A 15,862-nucleotide genomic window follows, 5' to 3' on the forward strand; every position below is an offset into this window, starting at 1 on the left:
CGCTTATATAAGGTGCGTCTGATATAAACGGGTCGTGCACGCCTTCGACGTCCTCGGGGACCCGGTGCGTCGCCGGATCCTGGAGCTGCTCGCCGAGGGTGAGCAGCCGGCCGGCACGCTCGGCGCGACCGTCCAGCGGGAGTTCGGCATCAGCCAGCCCGCCGTGTCCCAGCACCTCAAGGTGCTGCGGGAGCACGGCTTCGCGACCGTGCGCGCCCAGGGCGCCCGCCGCCTCTACGCGGTGGACCCGCGCCCGCTGCGCGAGATGGACGAGTGGCTGGCGGGCTTCCGCCGGTTCTGGACGCCGCCGCTGGCGGCGCTCGCCACCGAACTGGCGCGGGGCCGGCGGCAACGACGGCTGCGCGAGGGCGAACCCGACGAGAGGACTACCTCATGATTGACGTGACCGGGCAGATCAGCGCCGTGGAGCGCCGGCTGGGCAGCCGTACGCTCCCGGCCGGCGAGGCGCGGGTGCTGACCGTCAGCCAGACGTACGACGCGCCGGTGGAGGACGTCTGGGACGCCTGCACCAGCGCCGAGCGGATCCCCCGCTGGTTCCTGCCGATCTCCGGCGAGCTGAAGGTCGGCGGGCGCTACCAGCTGGAGGGCAACGCCGGGGGCACGGTCGAGCGCTGCGACCCGCCGCACAGCTTCGCCGCGACGTGGGAGTTCGGCGGCGAGGTGAGCTGGATCGAGGTGCGGCTCACCGAGGCCGGCGCCGGGCGTACCCGGTTCGAGCTGGAGCACGTGGCGCACGTCGACGACGAGCGGTGGGCCGAGTACGGGCCCGGCGCGGTCGGCGTCGGCTGGGACGGCGCGCTGCTCGGGCTGGCCTCCCACCTCGCGGCCGACGGCTCCGGGATCACCCCGGAGGAGGCCGTCGCCTGGATGGGCTCGGACGAGGGCCGCCGCTTCATGACCGAGGCCAGCGCCCGGTGGACCGAGGCGAGCATCGCCGCCGGCACTCCGGCCGACGAGGCCCGCGCCGCCGGTGACCGGACGACCGCCTTCTACACGGGCACGCCGGCCACCTGATCCCCACCGCTCGTGCCCGTGCCGACCGAGCCGGCACGGGCACGAGCGCGGGATCAGGCGGGGTGGAACTCGTGCACGACCTCGATGCGCCCGACGAGGTTCGCGTTGAGCAGCGGCACGTCCTCGGCGGGGATCCAGAGTTCGCGGATCTCCCGCCCGCCGACCTGGCGGACCGGGTAGCGCTCGGCGAAGTCGCGCCGCACCGCGAACCGGGTCACGTAGCCGACGCCCGAGGCCGGGACGTTCCAGTCCCGGGCGATGAGGACGGCGTACTCCTCGGTGAGCACCGGGTAGAAGATCGGCTGGTCGGGGAGGCGGGGTGGCCACGCGCGCCAGCCGGACGCCTCGACCAGGGCCAGCTCCTCCGGGCCGGTCGGCCGCCACAGCGTGCTGGTCTCCACCGTCTCCCCCTTCCGCGTCGGGTCCGGGCAGGTTATCGGTGGCGACGCCGCGCCGCGAGGGGTTTCCGGCCCGGAGGAAATGCGGCGGCGGAGTGTCGGTGCGCTCAGGCAGACTGGCCGCCGTGCCGATCCGAACCGTCGCCGAGCTGACCGCCGCCGTCCACTCCGGAGCGCGGGTGAAGTTCCTGCATTTCTGGGGGCACCGCCCGCAGCGCGACGGCAGCGTCGGCGCCGGCTGCCTGAGCCAGTGGTGGCCCGCGCCGTTCACGGTCGACGGCCGGACGTACCCGACGGCCGAGCACTGGATGATGTGGCACAAGGCCGCCCTGTTCGGCGACGACGAGATCGCCGAGCGGGTCCTCGACGCCGCGCACCCGCAGCGGGCCAAGGCGCTGGGCCGGCAGGTCCGCGGCTTCGACGAGGCCACCTGGGCGGCCCGCCGCTACGACATCGTGGTGGCCGGCAGCGTGGCCAAGTTCGGCCGGCACGAGGAGCTGGCCCGGTTCCTGCTGGGCACCGGCGAGCGGGTGCTGGTCGAGGCGAGCCCGCTGGACCGGGTCTGGGGCATCGGGCTGGCCGCGGACGACCCGCGCGCCGCCGACCCGGCCCGGTGGCGGGGCGACAACCTGCTCGGCTTCGCCCTCATGGACGCCCGCGCCGCGCTCCACGCGGACGCATCCGACGCGCTGGCCCAGGTCACGCGGGTGCACGGCTCCGTCGCGGAACGGCCACCCGGAGACACCCCGCACGGACGGGTGAACGGCGCGCCGGAGCGGCCGGGCGGGTAACGTGCAGCGGCGTGACCGCCGTCGCTCCGTACACGCACTGCTCGTTCTGCGGCGCGGCCTACCCGGCGGAGGCCGGGTGGCCGCGCGTCTGCCTGGCCTGCGGGGAAACGGTGTGGCGTAACCCGCTGCCCGTCGCGGTGGCCGTGCTGCCGGTCCGCACCCCGGACGGCCTCGGCGTGGTGGTGGTCCGCCGGGACATCGAGCCGGCCCGCGGCCGGCTCGCCCTCCCGGGTGGCTTCATCGAGTACGGCGAGGAGTGGTCCGAGGCGCTCGTCCGCGAGCTGCGCGAGGAGACCGGGCTGCTGGCCGAGGCAGACGAGGCGCGGCTGTTCGCGGTGCACGGGGCACCGGCCGGCGGCACCATGATGGTCTTCGGCGTGCTGCCGGAGCGGCCGGTCGGTGACCTGCCCCCGTCGGCGCCGACCGAGGAGGCCACCGAGTGGCTGGTCCTCACCGAGCCGGTCGAGCTGGCGTTCTCCACGCACACCCGGGTGCTGGCCGACTTCCTCGGCGGCCAGCACGCCGGCTGACCGAGGGCAGCACGCCGGCCGGTCGAGGCCGGCAAGCCGGCTGACCACGGGCCGCCCGGCGGCTGGTCCGGCGGACGCGGCTCAGCCGCGGGCCGCGGCGGGGACCGGTTGCGGCGTGAACGGCACGCTCGCCGGCACGACAGTGGCGGGCTCGCCGGCCGGGTGCCGCCACAGCCCGCGCCCGCGCAGGATCGGCAGCACCCCCTCACCGAACCAGTACGCCTCCTCCAGGTGCGGGTGGCCGGAGAGGATGAACTCGTCGATGCCGAGCGCGTGGTACTCGGCGATCCGGTCGGCGACCTCGGTGTGGCTGCCGACCAGCGCCGTGCCGGCGCCGCCCCGCACGAGGCCCACCCCGGCCCACAGGTTCGGCGCGACCTCCAGGCCGTCGCGGGAGCCGCCGTGCAGGTCCAGCATCCGCCGCTGCCCCTCGGACTCGCTGCGCCGCAGCCCCTCCTGGACGGCCCGGATGTCGGCCTCGGCGATGCCGTCGAGCAGGCGGCGCGCCTGCGCCCAGGCCTCGTCGGCGGTGTCCCGGGTGATGACGTGCAGCCGGATGCCGAACCGCAGCTCCCGGCCGGCCTCGGCGGCCAGACCCCGGATCCAGTCGAGCTTGCCGGCCACCTGTGCCGGCGGCTCCCCCCAGGTCAGGTAGACGTCGCTGTGCCGGACGGCCACCGGGCCGGCGGCGGCGGACGACCCGCCGAAGTAGACCGGCGGCACCGGGTCGGGCAGCCGGCTCAGCCGGGCGCCCTCGACCCGCAGGTGCTCCCCCGCGTGGTCCACCGTCTCGCCGCGCCACAGCGAGCGGACCACGTGCAGGAACTCGTCGGTGCGCGCGTAGCGGGCGTCCTTGTCGAGGAAGTCGCCGTACGCCCGCTGCTCGGTGGACTCGCCGCCGGTGACCACGTTGAGCAGCAGCCGGCCGCCGGAGAGCCGCTGGAACGTCGACGCCATCTGGGCGGCGAGGGTGGGTGAGAGCAGCCCGGGGCGGAACGCGACGAGGAACTTCAGCCGCTCGGTCACCTCGGTCAGCATGGCGGTGCTCAGCCAGGCGTCCTCGCACCAGGCGCCGGTCGGGGTGAGCGCGCCGGCGAAGCCGAGCTGCTCGGCGCTGCGGGCGATCTGCCCGAGGTAGGCGACGCTGGCCGGCCGTGCGCCGCCGGCGGTGCCGACCGGCACGCCGTGCCCGCCGCCGACGATGTCCCGGCTGTCGCCGTACGTCGGGAGGAACCAGTGGAAGGTGAGCGGCATGGGAAACCTCCTGAGGGGTGGGACGGCCGGGTCCACACCCTACCCACAAATCCTATCGGGTTGGTAGGTTGCTCACGTCCGCCGATGGCCGGCGCATCCCCCTGCCCGAGGAGCTGCCATGCGTACCCCGTCGAGAACCGCCCGCCCCCGGCGACGCCGCGCCGTGACCGCGCTGCTCACGACCCTGGCACTGCTGGCCACCACGGCCCTCGCGGCCTGCGGCGGCGACGCGGCCGACGCCGACGGCGGCGGCAGCGGCAAGCTGCGGATCGGCTACCAGCGGTTCGGCGGCCTCAGCCTGGTGAAGGCCCGGGCCGCGGCGCCGAACGTGACCTGGTCGCTGTTCGAGAGCGGCCCGGCGCTGACCGAGGCGCTCAAGGCCGGCTCGATCGACATCGGGCAGGTCGGCGAGGCGCCGCCGGTGTTCGCCGCCGCCGGGAAGATCCCCTTCGCCGTCATCGGCACGTCGGCCCCGATCCCGCAGGGCGAGGCGGTGCTGGTCAAGGCCGACAGCCCCTACCGCAGCTTCGCCGACCTGCGGGGGAAGACGGTGGCGCTGAACAAGGGCTCGAACGTGCACTGGCTGCTGGTGAAGCTGCTGGAGGCGAACAAGATGACCCTCAAGGACGTCAACGTCAAGTACCTGAAGCCCGCCGAGGGCCGCCCCGCCTTCGACAACGGGCAGGTCGACGCGTGGATCATCTGGGACCCGTACTTCGCCCTGGCCGAGCAACCCGGCGTGCGGGTGCTCGCCGACGCCACCGGCCTGGCCAGCAACCGGGAGTACGTGCTGGCCGCGCCCGGGGCGGTGAAGAACCGGCCGGACGACGTACGCGCCTTCCTCACCACGTACCGGCAGGTGACCGACTGGGGCATCGGCCACCCGGACGAGCGCGCCGCCACCCTCGCGCCGGAGCTGAAGATCCCGCTCGACGTGACCACCCGCGCGCTGGCCCGCAGCGCCCGGCCGCTCGCCCCGGTCACCCCCGAGATCGGCGCCGAACTCCAGGCCATCGCGGACAGCTTCGTCGAACTGGAACTGGTGCCCGGGCCCGTGGACATCGCCGGCCGGGTGGACGGGCGGTTCAACGAGGTGCTCGGATGACCAGCCCGGCGCTCGCCGAGGCGCCGGCGCCGGTCGTACCGGTCGGGCCGGCGCCGCGCCGGCGGCGGGACGGCGCGGCCCGGCGGTGGCGGCGCCTGGTCAGCCCGGTCGTGCTGGTGGTCGGCTGGGAGGCCGCCGCCCGGGCCGGCCTGCTCTCCCCGGAGAAGCTGCCCGCCCCCAGCGCGGTCCTCGCCACCGGCTGGCGGCTGGCCCGGGACGGCACCCTCGCCGTGCACCTGGTCGACTCGCTCACCCGCGCGGCGCTCGGCCTGCTGATCGGCGGCGGCCTGGCCCTGGTGCTCGGTGCGGCCGCCGGGCTGCTGCGCCTCGGCGACGACCTGGTCGACCCGCCGGTGCAGATGGCCCGCATGCTGCCCCACCTGGGCCTCGTCCCTCTGCTGATCGTCTGGGTGGGCATCGGCGAGTCACTGAAGATCACCCTCGTGGCGCTCGGCGCGTTCTTCCCCATCTACTTCAACACGTACGCCGGCATCCGGGACATCGACGAGCGGCTCGTGGAGGCGGCGCGCACCTGCGGGCTCGGTCCGGCGGCCCGGCTGCGGCACGTGGTCCTTCCCGGCGCACTGCCCGCCCTCTTCCTCGGGCTGCGGCTGGCCATCGGCGCGGCCTGGCTCAGCCTGGTCGTCGGCGAGCAGGTCAACGCCCAGACCGGGGTCGGCTTCCTCATGATGGAGGCCCGCGAGTTCAGCCAGACCGACGTGGTGGTGCTCGGCCTGCTCATCTACGCCCTGCTGGGCCTGCTCTCCGACCTCGCCCTCCGGTACGCGGAAAGGAGGACGCTCACATGGCGACGCGGACTGCGGGCGACCTGACCCGGCCCGTGCTCACCGCCCACGGGGTGGCCCGCGCGTTCGGACCCACCGTGGTGCTGGCCGGCGTCGACCTGGCCATCGCCGCCGGGGAGACGGTGGCGCTGCTCGGCGGCAGCGGCTCCGGCAAGAGCACCCTGCTGCGCGTCCTCGCCGGCCTGGACGACGAGGCGACCGGCGAGCACGTCCTGCACGGCACCGCCGCGGTGGTGTTCCAGGAACACCGGCTGCTGCCCTGGAAGCGGGTGGCCGACAACGTCGCCCTCGGGCTCGCCGGCCCCGGCGTCGGCGTCCGGGTCGACCGCGCGCTGGCCGAGGTCGGCCTGGCCGACCGGGGCCGGGCCTGGCCGGCCGAACTCTCCGGTGGGCAGGCGCAGCGGGTCGCCGTGGCCCGGGCCCTGGTGCGCGAACCCGACCTGCTCCTGCTCGACGAGCCGTTCGGCGCGCTGGACGCGCTGACCCGGCTGCGCATGCAGGGCCTGCTGCGCCGGCTGCGCGCCGAGCACGGCTTCGCCGCGCTGCTGGTCACCCACGACGTGGAGGAGGCGCTGCTGCTCGCCGACCGCGTCCTGCTCCTCGACGACGGCGTCATCGCCGAGGAGGTCCCCGTCGACCTGGGCCCGGCGCCCCGCCCCGACGATCCCGCCCTCGGCGCGCTGCGACGGCGGCTGCTCGACCGCCTCGGCGTGCCCACCGCCTGACCCGACCTGCGAGGGATCGACGACAAGTCCCACTGATTGAATAGGAATGGCAGCGTCGCCCAGCCTCCGGAGGTCACCCGTGTCCCACGCCGAAGCCGACCACGACACCCGCCGGAGCCGGCAGTGGCTCGCCGGGGAGGCCCGCGGCGCGGGCGTCGACCGCGACCAGTTGCTGGAGCTGGGGGCGGCCATGGCCGCCCTGACCGCCGCCGCCGCCGAGCGCGAGCCGGTCGCCCTGGCGTCGGCGCCGGTCGGCGTCGACCCGGGTACGCCGATCGCCAAGCCGCTGCCGCCCGAGCTGCTGCGCCCGCTGGACACCAATGCCGAGATGCACTGGGCGGCGCTGGCCGGGCAGGGGTACGTGGTGCCGAACGACCGCTTCTTCGTCCGCAACCACACCGTGACGCCCCGGCTGGACGCCGACACCTGGCGGCTGCGCCTGTTCGGCACCGGGCTGCGGGACGCACCGACCCGGGACACCCCGGTCGAGTTCAGCCTCGACGAGCTGCGCGGGCTGCCCGCCGAGGAGAGCGACGCGCTGCTGGAGTGCGCCGGCAACGGCCGGCGGTTCTTCGCCGAGCAGCAGGGCGAGCCGGCGCCGGGGGTGGCCTGGGGGCTGGGCGGGGTCGGCGTGGCACGCTGGCGGGGCGTCCGGCTGGGCACCGTGCTGCGCCTCGCCGGGCTGCGGGACGACGCGGTCGACGTGATGCCCGAGGGGCTGGACCCGGACTACGTGACCGGCGGGATCAACCTGGGCCGCGTACGTCGCCCGCTGCCGATCGCCAAGGCCCTCGACGACGTGCTCCTGGCGTACGAGATGAACGGCGAGCCGCTCCCCGCCGACCACGGCTTCCCGGTCCGCGTGGTGGTCCCCGGCTGGATCGGCATCTCCTCGATCAAGTGGGTGGGCCCGGTCGAGGTCTCGGCCACTCCCCTGTTCTCCCCGTGGAACACCCGGTTCTACCGCATGTTCGGCCCCGGGCACCCGGGCGAGGGCACGGTGCTGGAGACGCAGCCGGTGAAGAGCGCGTTCGAGCTGGCCTGGGACGCCCGCGTGCCGGCCGGCGCCGAGGTGCTGCTGCACGGCCGGTCCTGGTCCGGCAACGGCCCGATCGAGCGGGTCGAGGTGGACACCGGCGACGGCTGGCGACCGGCCGACCTGGTGGCGGCCGACCGGGGCGGCGCCTGGCAGCGCTGGACGGCGCGCTGGCGACCCCCGGCCCCCGGCCGGTTCACCCTCCGCGCCCGCGCCACCGACACGACGGGGGCGGCCCAACCCGATCGCGCCACGGCCAACACTCTCGCCTACCTCTTCGACGCCGTGGTCCACCACCCGGTCACGGCGCACTGACGCCGCGTTGAACATGAGGTGATGACCACCGACACCCGCGTGCCGGAGGCGACAAGCTTCATGATCAACCGGCCGGGACCGTGAGGTAGGCGGGTGGGACCGTGTCCGTGAGCCAGACGCCGTTGGCGCTGCGGTAGAAGGGGTAGCCGTTGGCGGACATGGCGGCGGCGTCGACCGTGAGGATGACGACTGCGCCGCCGCGCCGGGTGCCGACCCGGTGGGCGGTCTCGACGTCCGGGGAGAGATGCACGTGGTGCCGGCGGCCCCGGTGCAGCCCCTCGGCGCGGATCGCGGGCAGGACGGCCTCGCTGGTGCCGTGGAAGAGCCGGTCCGGCGGGGTCGCCGGGGCCAGGCCGAGGTCGACCGGGACGGAGTGCCCCTGGCTGGCCCGGATCCGGTCGATCCCGTCGGGTCCACGTTCGACGGCGAAGCGCTGCTTGTCGTTGCCGGCGACCACGGCCTCCAGGTCGGCGCGGGAGATCCGCAGCGCGGTGAGCACGTCGGCGACCGGCACCCAGCCGGCCCGGTCGAGCGTCAGGTGGAACCGGTCGGGGCGATGGCGCAGCGCCAGCGACATCCGCTTGCTCACCCGGACCAGGTCACGATGATCCACCCGGACAGTCTGACCCACCGGACGGATGGCGGCGAGGGATATCAGCGGGTGGCGCCCGAGCCGCCGCTCACCCCGAGCCCCGCGGCGTCCACCACCTCGAAGTCGCTGCCGCGCAGGCCGCCGAGGGCGTGCAGCGCGTCGTTGTCCCAGCGCGGGTCGGGCGCGCCGGAGACGAACCAGGCCGAGCCGTGGTCGGCCACGATCAGCCCGTGGCGCTGCATGGCCTCGGCGACGATCCGGGCCTGCCGGGGCAGCCGGGACAGGTCCACCGAGCGCTTGAGCCGGAGCCGCTGGCCGAGCTGCGGCAGCGCCGGGTCGGTGGCCGACGAGGCGGAGTGGGTGGCCGGCCAGGTCCAGCCCGTGCGGGTACGCGGCACCGTGACCCGGAGCGCGTGGTCGATGCGGCCGGCGGCCACCTCGTCGTAGCGGACCAAGCCGGCCAGGATGGACAGTCCGGCCGCGTCCGCGGAGGTCCAGCCCGCCCGGCGCAGCTTGTTGGACCGCAGGTCGAAGACGGCTCCCGAGCCGGCCCGCCAGCCGGCGCCGGACCGGTGCGCGTCGAACAGCTCGTACGCCCGGCAGGCCGCGCGGTCCCAGACGATCACGTGCCGGTCGCCGGTGCCGTTCGGCCCGCCCTCGACCGCCGCGTCCGGCGGAACCGGGTAGGGCCCCGGGTCGCTCTCGTCGGCGTACCCGAAGGTGACCGGAACCCGCCGCTGCCCGGCGGGGACGACGGTGACCGGAATGCCGATGGGCGCGCCCTCCCACCGGCCGGAACCGAAGTCGGCGTGCACCGTGGCGCCGCCGCCGATCGCGCCGATCATCGCCGCGGAGCGGGGGTGCACGGGCAGCCGGGAGATGTCGGCGTGCCACACGTTGTCCGCCGGGAAGATCCCGCACGGCCGGGCGCTCGGGCTCGGCCGGCCGCCGAGCCCGGCCCGGGCGGCCGGAACGGGCGACGGGGCGGCCGGCGAGGTCGGCGTCGCGGTGCCCCCGCCGCTGGGCGCCGGCGCGGCGGCCGGCGGGGTGGCCGGGTCGGAGCAGCCGGCCACGAGCAGGACGAGCACGGCCGCGACGGCGGTGGCGCGGCGGGCGGACGGGCGGACCATTCCGCGCATCCTGCCCGAGGGCGCCGTCCGGCGGCAACCGGTCACCCGATCCGCGGCCAGCCGCCGGTCAGGCGCCCACCGCACCCCCGGCGCCGCGCGGTGGTCAGGCGGCGGCGCGGTCGGCCGTCGGGCGGCGGCGAAGGGCCGGGTCGGTGAGCACCCGCGGGGACCAGACGCCGTCCGGCTGGTAGAGGTTCGTGCCGGGCGGCACGATCTCGTCGATCCGGTCGAGCACCGCGTCGTCGAGCGTCAGCGCCGCGCCCTTGAGCAGCCCCTCCAGCTGCGTCATGGTGCGCGGCCCGAGGATCGCCGAGGTGACCGCCGGGTGCGCCACGGTGAACGCGACGGCCAGCTCGGACAGCGAGCAGCCGGCCTCCTCGGCGAGCGCGGCCAGTTCCTCGACGGCGGCGTACTTGGCGGCGTTGCCGGGCAGCGCCGGGTCGAACCGTTCCGGGTTGCGCGCCGGACGGCCGGCGGTGAGGTCGACGGCCGCGCCCTGCCGGTACTTCCCGGAGAGGAAGCCGGAGGCCAGCGGGCTCCACACCAGCACACCCATGCCGTACCGCTGGCAGACCGGCAGGACCGCGCGCTCGATCCCGCGGGCCAGGATCGAGTACGGCGGCTGCTCGGTGCGGAACCGGCCGAGCGCCCGCCGTTCCGCGACGTGCTGCGCCTCGACGATCTCCTCGGCCGGGAAGGTCGAGCAGCCGAACGCCCGGATCTTGCCGGCCCGGACCAGATCGGTGAGCGCCCCGAGGGTCTCCTCGACGTCGGTGGTGTGGTCGGGCCGGTGCACCTGGTAGAGGTCGATCCAGTCGGTGCCGAGGCGGCGCAGGCTGTCCTCGACGGCGCGGACGATCCAGCGCCGCGAGTTACCACCCCGGTTGGGCCCCTCCCCCATGGGGAAGTGCACCTTGGTGGCCAGGACCACGTCGTCCCGCCGGCCCCGCAGCGCCTTGCCGACGATCACCTCCGACTCGCCGGCCGAGTACATGTCGGCGGTGTCCACGAAGTTGACGCCCCGGTCGAGGGCGGCGTGGACGATCCGGGCGCAGTCGTCGTGGTCGGGGTTGCCGACCGCGCCGAACATCATGGTGCCGAGACAGTGGACGCTGACCTGGATGCCGGTGCCGCCGAGGACGCGGTAACGCATGCAAGCTCCCTGGGTGACGCCGCGCTGACCGGGCGGCGGCCGGTGCGGTCACCGTAGGAGTTCGAGCGCACTGGAGGTCAACACTCGGCCGCGGCCTCCCCGGCCTGCGCGAGGTAGCCGGCCGCCTGGAGCTGGAACAGCTCCCGGTAGAGCCCCTCCTGGGCCATCAGCTCGTCGTGGTCGCCCTCCTGCACGATCCGGCCGTGGTCAAGCACGAAGATCCGGTCGGCGTGCCGGACGTTGGCCAGCCGGTGGGTGATGAGCACCACGGCCCGGTCGGGGTGCCGCCGCAGGTGCTGGAACAGGGCGTGCTCGGCCCGCGCGTCGAGGGCCGCCGACGGCTCGTCGCAGATCAGCAGGCGGGCGTCACGGTAGAGACCGCGGGCGGCCACGAGCCGCTGCCACTGCCCGCCGGAGAGGTCCTGGCCGTCCTTGAACTGCCGGTCCAGCAGCGTGTCGTACCCGAACGGCAGCTCGGTGATCATGTCGTGCGCGGCGGCGTCGCGGGCGGCGTCCTCGATGCCCGGCCCGGGCCGGTCGGCGGGCCGGTCGTGCCGGCCGACCCGGATGTTCTGCCGGGCGGTGAACGGGAACTTCGACCAGTCCTGACTCATCACCGCCACCTGGGCGGCGGTCTGGCGCGGGTCGAGCTCGGCGGCGTCCACGCCGTCCCAGCGGATCACGCCGGCGCTCGGCCGGTAGAGGCCGGCCACGAGCTTGGCCAGCGTGGTCTTGCCGGAGCCGTTCTCACCCACCAGCGCGATCACCTCCCCACGGCGGACGGTCAGGCTGACCTCGTCCACGGCCGGCGTCTCCGTGTCGGGGTAGCGGAGGCTGACCCCGTCGAGCTCGATCCGGTCGAAGCCGTCCACCGGCCGCGTGCCACCGGTCGGCACCCGCTGCCGCGCCCGGTCGAGGAAGTCGCGGTAGTCCTGGTAGTAGAGCGCGTCCTCGTAGAGCGAGTTGGTGGCGAAGACGGCGGTCCGCAGGCCGGCCCGGGCCGACTGCAGCGCGAGCAGGGCGGTGGCCGCCGCGGCGAGGGCCACCACGCCGCCCAGCAACAGGAGGCCGAGGACCGCGTAGAGCCCGAAGGCGGCGACCCCGGTCGCCGACAGGCCGACCGCGCGGGTCGCCGTCTGCGACCGGGCCAGGCGCAGCTCGGCGCGGGTCTCCAGGCTGACCACGCGGTGGAACTCCGCCAGCAGGAACTCCCGCATCTGGTAGGCGCGGACCTCGCCGGCGGTGTGCCGGTCGGCCATCAGGTCGCCGAGCATGAACTTGCGTCGCCGGCGGGTGATCCGGGCCAGCCAGTCGGAGTGCTGGCGGCGGGCCATCCGCACGGCGGTCGCGGCCTCCGGCGCGGCGGCGACCAGCAGGCAGGGCAACAGCAGCGGATGGATCACGGTCACGGCCGCGGCGGTGGCCGCCACGCCGACCACGCCGGTGACCAGGTTGACCGTGTCGTTCACGATGGCCCCGGCCTCGGCCAGGCCCCGGTCGCGGGCCCGCACCATCTCCTCGGCGAACCCGGCGTCGTCGAAGGCGGCCAGTTCGACCGCCGAGGTGGTCTCGAAGAGCCGCAGCTCCACCGCGTAGTTGATCTGCGGGATGAGTCGCGCCTGCGCCCAGCCCGCGGCGACGGTCAGGGCGCCGCGGACGGTGACCGCCGCTGCCGCCAACGCCAGGGCGGGCAACGCCGCGCGGATCCGGTCGGGCGTGGGCCCGGCGGCGAAGAGCTGGTGCAGCACCCCCGTCGTGGCGAGCAGGCCCAACGTGGTGAGCACGCCGGCGGCGACGTTGAGCCCGATCGAGGCGAGCGTGTCCCGCCGGCTGGTCGCCCAGGCCAGGGCGACGGCCTCACGGACCAGGGCGGGCAGCCGGCGGGCCACCGCCCAGAAGCCCGTGTGGGCCAACTCCGTGGCCCGGTGCATCCAGTGCGGGTCTTCCAGCTCCGGCAGCGCCGGTCCGTCCGCCGGCTCGTCCTGCTCGGACGGCGGACGCGGGCCGATCACCGTGGTCATGGCACCTCCTCGGCGGGGCGGGCAGCACCGGAGCTTACTTTCCGCAGTCAGTCACTGTCTGCCCGTGACCGGCGTGTCGAACACCCGTCCCAAACGCGTGTCGCACCGGCGGATCCCCGCTCCCGAGGGGTGGGCGATGTCGGGTCGCGTCGCGCGTACCCGTTCCGGGTGGCAGGCTGGTGGGGTCGCCGGCAGCGGGGCGACGCCGGCCCGGCCGGCAGACCCGTCGTGAAGGAGAAGATCGACCCGATGGCTGTGGACGTGACCACCACGGACGAATGGCAGGCCCTGCGCAAGCACGCCGAGGCGATGCGCGGCACGCACCTGCGCGAGCTGTTCGCCGCGGACGGGCAGCGGGGCGAACGGCTCACCGGCGAGGTCGCCGACCTGTACGTCGACTACAGCAAGAACCTCGTCACGGACGAGACGTTGAGCCTGCTGACCGCGCTCGCCGACCGGGTGGGACTCACCGACCGGATCACCGCCATGTTCGCCGGGCAGCACATCAACTCCACCGAGGACCGGGCCGTGCTGCACACCGCCCTGCGGCTGCCCCGCGACGCGTCGCTCACCGTGGACGGCCAGGACGTCGTCGCCGACGTGCACACCGTGCTGGACCGGATGTCGGCCTTCGCCGAGCGGGTCCGCTCCGGCTCCTGGCGTGGCCACACCGGCGAGCGGATCAGCACCGTGGTCAACATCGGCATCGGCGGCTCGGACCTGGGGCCGGTGATGGCGTACGAGGCGCTGAAGGCGTACCGGGACGCGGGGATCAGTTGCCGGTTCGTGTCCAACATCGACCCGACCGACATCCACGACAAGACCGCCGACCTCGACCCGGCCAGCACGCTGTTCGTGGTGGTCTCCAAGACGTTCTCGACCCAGGAGACCCTGGCCAACGCCGACCAGGCCCGGCGCTGGCTGCTCGCCGGGCTGGACGCCGACGACAGCGCCGTGGCCCGGCATTTCGTCGCGGTCAGCACCAACGAGCAGCGGGTCCGCGACTTCGGCATCGACCCGGAGAACATGTTCGGCTTCTGGGACTGGGTGGGCGGGCGCTACTCGCTGCCCTCCGCGGTCGGCCTGTCGGTGATGCTGGCGGTCGGGCCGGAGCGGTTCCGGGAGCTGCTCGCCGGCTACCACACCGTGGACGAACACTTCCGGACCACGCCCGTGGCGCGCAACGTGCCGGCGCTGCTCGGCCTGCTCAACGTCTGGTACACGGACTTCCTCGGCGCGGAGACCCACGCCGTGCTGCCGTACGCGCAGTACCTGCACCGGTTCCCCGCCTACCTCCAGCAGCTCACCATGGAGAGCAACGGCAAGTCGGTGACGCGGGACGGCCGGCCGGTCACGTACCCGACCGGGGAGATCTTCTGGGGCGAGCCGGGCACCAACGGCCAGCACGCCTTCTACCAGCTCATCCACCAGGGCACCCGGCTGATCCCGGCCGACTTCATCGCGTTCAGCCAGCCCAACCACGACCTGGGCGACATGCACGACCTGTTCATGTCGAACTTCTTCGCGCAGACCGCCGCGCTGGCCTTCGGCCGCACGAGGGAGCAGGTCGAGGCCGAGGGCACCGCACCCGAGGTGGTGCCGCACCGGGTGATGCCGGGCAACCACCCGACCACGTCGATCATCGCGCCGAAGCTGACCCCGGCGACGCTGGGCCAGCTCATCGCCCTCTACGAGCACATCGTCTTCACCGAGGCCGCGGTCTGGGACATCAACGCCTTCGACCAGTGGGGTGTGGAGCTGGGCAAGGTGATGGCCAACCAGCTCGCGCCGAAGCTCACCGGGGCCGGCCCGGACCTCGGCGACGTGGACTCGTCGACCGCGGCGCTGATCCGCCGCTACCGGGGGCAGCGCGGCCGGGACTGAGCGACGCCCGCGACCCCCGGCCCGAGGTGGCCGGGGGTCGCGCGTCAGCCGCGCAGCAGGTCGGCGTGGGCGGCCCGGAGCCTGGCCAGCGCCGGGTCGCCGGCCGGGGCGCGGCGGTCCAGTTCGGCCCACGCCTCGGCGAGCGCGTCGGCGAGGGCGCGCAGCTCGGCGGCGTGCCGCCGGCTGCTCTGCCGGTGCAGCTCCTCCAGCCGCCGGGACCAGCCGGCGCTGATCGCGGCGATCCGGTCGGCGTCGGCGCGGGCCTGCGCCGCGGTGCGCGCCGCGGCGGCGGGCACGATCGCGGCGACCGGGCGCGGATCGCCGTCGCGGGTCACGACGGTGACCGTGTCGGTCAGCTCGGCGAGGGAGACGAGCTGGGTGAGCCGGGTGCGGACCTCGCGCAGCGGCAGGGCGCGCGGCTGGGGGGACCGGTCGGCCAGTGCGGGGACAGCCATGGACACATGTTGACGTCCGGGTACGACAGTTCCCGCGCGAGGCGTGCGTCGGTCAGGCAATCCACTCCGGCGCGAGCACCGACCAGACCTCCATGTCGGCGCGGCCGGTCGGGGTCGGCGCGGCCCCGCGCAGCACCCCGTCGCGGCTCATACCGAGCCGCCGGGCCACCGCGATGCTGCGGTCGTTGCCGGCCTTGGTGACCCACTCGACGCGGTGGATGCCCCGCTCCCGGACGGCCCAGTCGATGATCACCCGGGCCGCGCGGGTGACCAGTCCCTGCCCCTCAGCGCCCGGTTCCAGCCAGCAGCCGGCCTCGCAGACCCCGGTGGTGGTGCTGAGCGACACGAAGAGCACGCCGCCGACCAGGGTGCCGCGCTGCCAGATGCCCCAGATCCCGCCGTCGTCGCGGGCCCACCGGTCGGCGTAGTTCTGCAGGACCCGGCGGGCGGACCCGGCGTCGGTGGCCACGAAGGACGCGCCCACCCAGGGGGCGATGTGCTCCCGGCACCGGTCGAGGTTGGCGAGGAACTCGCCGGCGTGCCACGGCATCAGTGGCCGCAGCTCGGCGTCGTCGGTCAGGGGAAGCGCGAACATCCGAGCAACCTACCGGGCGGGGGCGCCGGGGAGCGCC

The 15,862-nt window shown here is 74.9% G+C and carries 16 protein-coding genes and 1 pseudogene; 9 read left to right on the forward strand and 8 right to left on the reverse strand.

From position 1 onward, the window contains the following. The first annotated feature begins 34 nt into the window (after window positions 1-34). Both GA0070214_RS03810 and GA0070214_RS03815 read left to right on the forward strand, forming a co-directional pair. Window positions 35-397, forward strand: coding sequence for an ArsR/SmtB family transcription factor (locus GA0070214_RS03810; RefSeq protein ID WP_091259005.1), 363 nt, complete (start codon window positions 35-37; stop codon window positions 395-397). Then, a complete protein-coding gene (locus GA0070214_RS03815; RefSeq protein ID WP_091259007.1) occupies window positions 394-1,035 on the forward strand; it encodes an SRPBCC family protein in 642 nt (213 codons plus the stop codon). The genes GA0070214_RS03810 and GA0070214_RS03815 overlap by 4 nt, the downstream gene beginning before the upstream one ends. Before the next feature lie 53 nt (window positions 1,036-1,088). Here the strand turns inward: GA0070214_RS03815 and GA0070214_RS03820 are convergent, their stop codons facing one another. After that, window positions 1,089-1,436, reverse strand: coding sequence for an ADP-ribosylation/crystallin J1 (locus GA0070214_RS03820; protein WP_091259009.1), 348 nt, complete (start codon window positions 1,434-1,436; stop codon window positions 1,089-1,091). Between the two features lie 92 nt (window positions 1,437-1,528). Between GA0070214_RS03820 and GA0070214_RS03825 the strand changes: the two are divergent. Together GA0070214_RS03825 and GA0070214_RS03830 are read left to right on the forward strand one after the other, a co-directional pair. Then, window positions 1,529-2,101 (forward strand): annotated as a pseudogene (locus GA0070214_RS03825) (NADAR family protein); the annotation flags it as partial. A gap of 134 nt (window positions 2,102-2,235) precedes the next feature. Continuing rightward, window positions 2,236-2,754 carry an NUDIX domain-containing protein gene (locus tag GA0070214_RS03830; protein ID WP_091259013.1) on the forward strand — a complete coding sequence of 173 codons (519 nt, stop codon included), beginning with the start codon at window positions 2,236-2,238 and terminating at the stop codon, window positions 2,752-2,754. An 81-nt stretch (window positions 2,755-2,835) separates the two neighbouring features. Here the strand turns inward: GA0070214_RS03830 and GA0070214_RS03835 are convergent, their stop codons facing one another. Continuing rightward, window positions 2,836-4,008 (reverse strand): LLM class flavin-dependent oxidoreductase, encoded by a 1,173-nt coding sequence (locus GA0070214_RS03835; protein ID WP_091259015.1) that lies wholly within the window; start codon window positions 4,006-4,008, stop codon window positions 2,836-2,838. Window positions 4,009-4,126: 118 nt separating this feature from the next. On the opposite strand from GA0070214_RS03835, the gene GA0070214_RS03840 reads away from it, so the two are divergent. From GA0070214_RS03840 to GA0070214_RS03855, 4 genes are all read left to right on the forward strand, one after another. Next, entirely contained in the window at window positions 4,127-5,113 is a 987-nt protein-coding gene (locus tag GA0070214_RS03840; protein WP_091259017.1) for a sulfonate ABC transporter substrate-binding protein, read from the forward strand. After that, on the forward strand, window positions 5,110-5,946 hold the full coding sequence (locus GA0070214_RS03845) for an ABC transporter permease (RefSeq protein WP_091259020.1): 837 nt from the start codon (window positions 5,110-5,112) through the stop codon (window positions 5,944-5,946). Before GA0070214_RS03840 ends, GA0070214_RS03845 begins: the two co-directional genes overlap by 4 nt. Further along, window positions 5,919-6,644: an ABC transporter ATP-binding protein gene (locus GA0070214_RS03850; protein WP_091259021.1), complete on the forward strand. Its 726-nt coding sequence runs from the start codon at window positions 5,919-5,921 to the stop codon at window positions 6,642-6,644. Before GA0070214_RS03845 ends, GA0070214_RS03850 begins: the two co-directional genes overlap by 28 nt. A 79-nt stretch (window positions 6,645-6,723) precedes the next feature. Then, window positions 6,724-7,995 carry a sulfite oxidase gene (locus GA0070214_RS03855; RefSeq protein WP_244167534.1) on the forward strand — a complete coding sequence of 424 codons (1,272 nt, stop codon included), beginning with the start codon at window positions 6,724-6,726 and terminating at the stop codon, window positions 7,993-7,995. A gap of 64 nt (window positions 7,996-8,059) precedes the next feature. Here GA0070214_RS03855 and GA0070214_RS03860 read toward each other — a convergent pair whose 3' ends face one another. From GA0070214_RS03860 to GA0070214_RS03875, 4 genes are all read right to left on the reverse strand, one after another. Continuing rightward, window positions 8,060-8,608 carry an RNA 2'-phosphotransferase gene (locus tag GA0070214_RS03860; protein WP_091259025.1) on the reverse strand — a complete coding sequence of 183 codons (549 nt, stop codon included), beginning with the start codon at window positions 8,606-8,608 and terminating at the stop codon, window positions 8,060-8,062. A gap of 41 nt (window positions 8,609-8,649) precedes the next feature. Next, on the reverse strand, window positions 8,650-9,717 hold the full coding sequence (locus GA0070214_RS03865) for a hypothetical protein (protein ID WP_208602627.1): 1,068 nt from the start codon (window positions 9,715-9,717) through the stop codon (window positions 8,650-8,652). Window positions 9,718-9,820: 103 nt separating this feature from the next. Continuing rightward, the gene (locus GA0070214_RS03870) at window positions 9,821-10,870 is read right to left on the reverse strand and encodes an aldo/keto reductase (RefSeq protein ID WP_091259029.1); all 1,050 of its coding nucleotides are present in this window, start codon (window positions 10,868-10,870) and stop codon (window positions 9,821-9,823) included. Window positions 10,871-10,947: 77 nt separating this feature from the next. Beyond that, on the reverse strand, window positions 10,948-12,891 hold the full coding sequence (locus GA0070214_RS03875) for an ABC transporter ATP-binding protein (protein WP_091259030.1): 1,944 nt from the start codon (window positions 12,889-12,891) through the stop codon (window positions 10,948-10,950). A 249-nt stretch (window positions 12,892-13,140) separates the two neighbouring features. Between GA0070214_RS03875 and pgi the strand changes: the two genes are divergently transcribed. Further along, the gene (gene pgi, locus GA0070214_RS03880; protein WP_091259873.1) at window positions 13,141-14,775 is read left to right on the forward strand and encodes a glucose-6-phosphate isomerase; all 1,635 of its coding nucleotides are present in this window, start codon (window positions 13,141-13,143) and stop codon (window positions 14,773-14,775) included. Window positions 14,776-14,819: 44 nt separating this feature from the next. Here the strand turns inward: pgi and GA0070214_RS03885 are convergent, their stop codons facing one another. Together GA0070214_RS03885 and GA0070214_RS03890 are read right to left on the reverse strand one after the other, a co-directional pair. After that, complete coding sequence (locus tag GA0070214_RS03885) at window positions 14,820-15,230, reverse strand: hypothetical protein (RefSeq protein ID WP_091259032.1); 411 nt, start codon at window positions 15,228-15,230, stop codon at window positions 14,820-14,822. A 52-nt stretch (window positions 15,231-15,282) separates the two neighbouring features. Next, window positions 15,283-15,825, reverse strand: coding sequence for a GNAT family N-acetyltransferase (locus GA0070214_RS03890; protein WP_091259034.1), 543 nt, complete (start codon window positions 15,823-15,825; stop codon window positions 15,283-15,285). Between the last annotated feature and the right edge of the window lie 37 nt (window positions 15,826-15,862).

This window comes from Micromonospora chaiyaphumensis (assembly GCF_900091435.1).
In the GTDB taxonomy this organism is placed as follows: Bacteria; Actinomycetota; Actinomycetes; order Mycobacteriales; family Micromonosporaceae; genus Micromonospora; species Micromonospora chaiyaphumensis.

Coding starts and splice junctions, on each gene's coding strand:
- GA0070214_RS03815 (WP_091259007.1), top strand. CDS start 394: ATGATTGACGTGACCGGGCAGATCAGCGCCGTGGAGCGCCGGCTGGGC.
- GA0070214_RS03835 (WP_091259015.1), bottom strand. CDS start 4,008: ATGCCGCTCACCTTCCACTGGTTCCTCCCGACGTACGGCGACAGCCGG.
- GA0070214_RS03840 (WP_091259017.1), top strand. CDS start 4,127: ATGCGTACCCCGTCGAGAACCGCCCGCCCCCGGCGACGCCGCGCCGTG.
- GA0070214_RS03845 (WP_091259020.1), top strand. CDS start 5,110: ATGACCAGCCCGGCGCTCGCCGAGGCGCCGGCGCCGGTCGTACCGGTC.
- GA0070214_RS03850 (WP_091259021.1), top strand. CDS start 5,919: ATGGCGACGCGGACTGCGGGCGACCTGACCCGGCCCGTGCTCACCGCC.
- GA0070214_RS03865 (WP_208602627.1), bottom strand. CDS start 9,717: ATGGTCCGCCCGTCCGCCCGCCGCGCCACCGCCGTCGCGGCCGTGCTC.
- GA0070214_RS03870 (WP_091259029.1), bottom strand. CDS start 10,870: ATGCGTTACCGCGTCCTCGGCGGCACCGGCATCCAGGTCAGCGTCCAC.
- GA0070214_RS03875 (WP_091259030.1), bottom strand. CDS start 12,891: ATGACCACGGTGATCGGCCCGCGTCCGCCGTCCGAGCAGGACGAGCCG.
- pgi (WP_091259873.1), top strand. CDS start 13,141: ATGGCTGTGGACGTGACCACCACGGACGAATGGCAGGCCCTGCGCAAG.
- GA0070214_RS03885 (WP_091259032.1), bottom strand. CDS start 15,230: ATGGCTGTCCCCGCACTGGCCGACCGGTCCCCCCAGCCGCGCGCCCTG.
- GA0070214_RS03890 (WP_091259034.1), bottom strand. CDS start 15,825: ATGTTCGCGCTTCCCCTGACCGACGACGCCGAGCTGCGGCCACTGATG.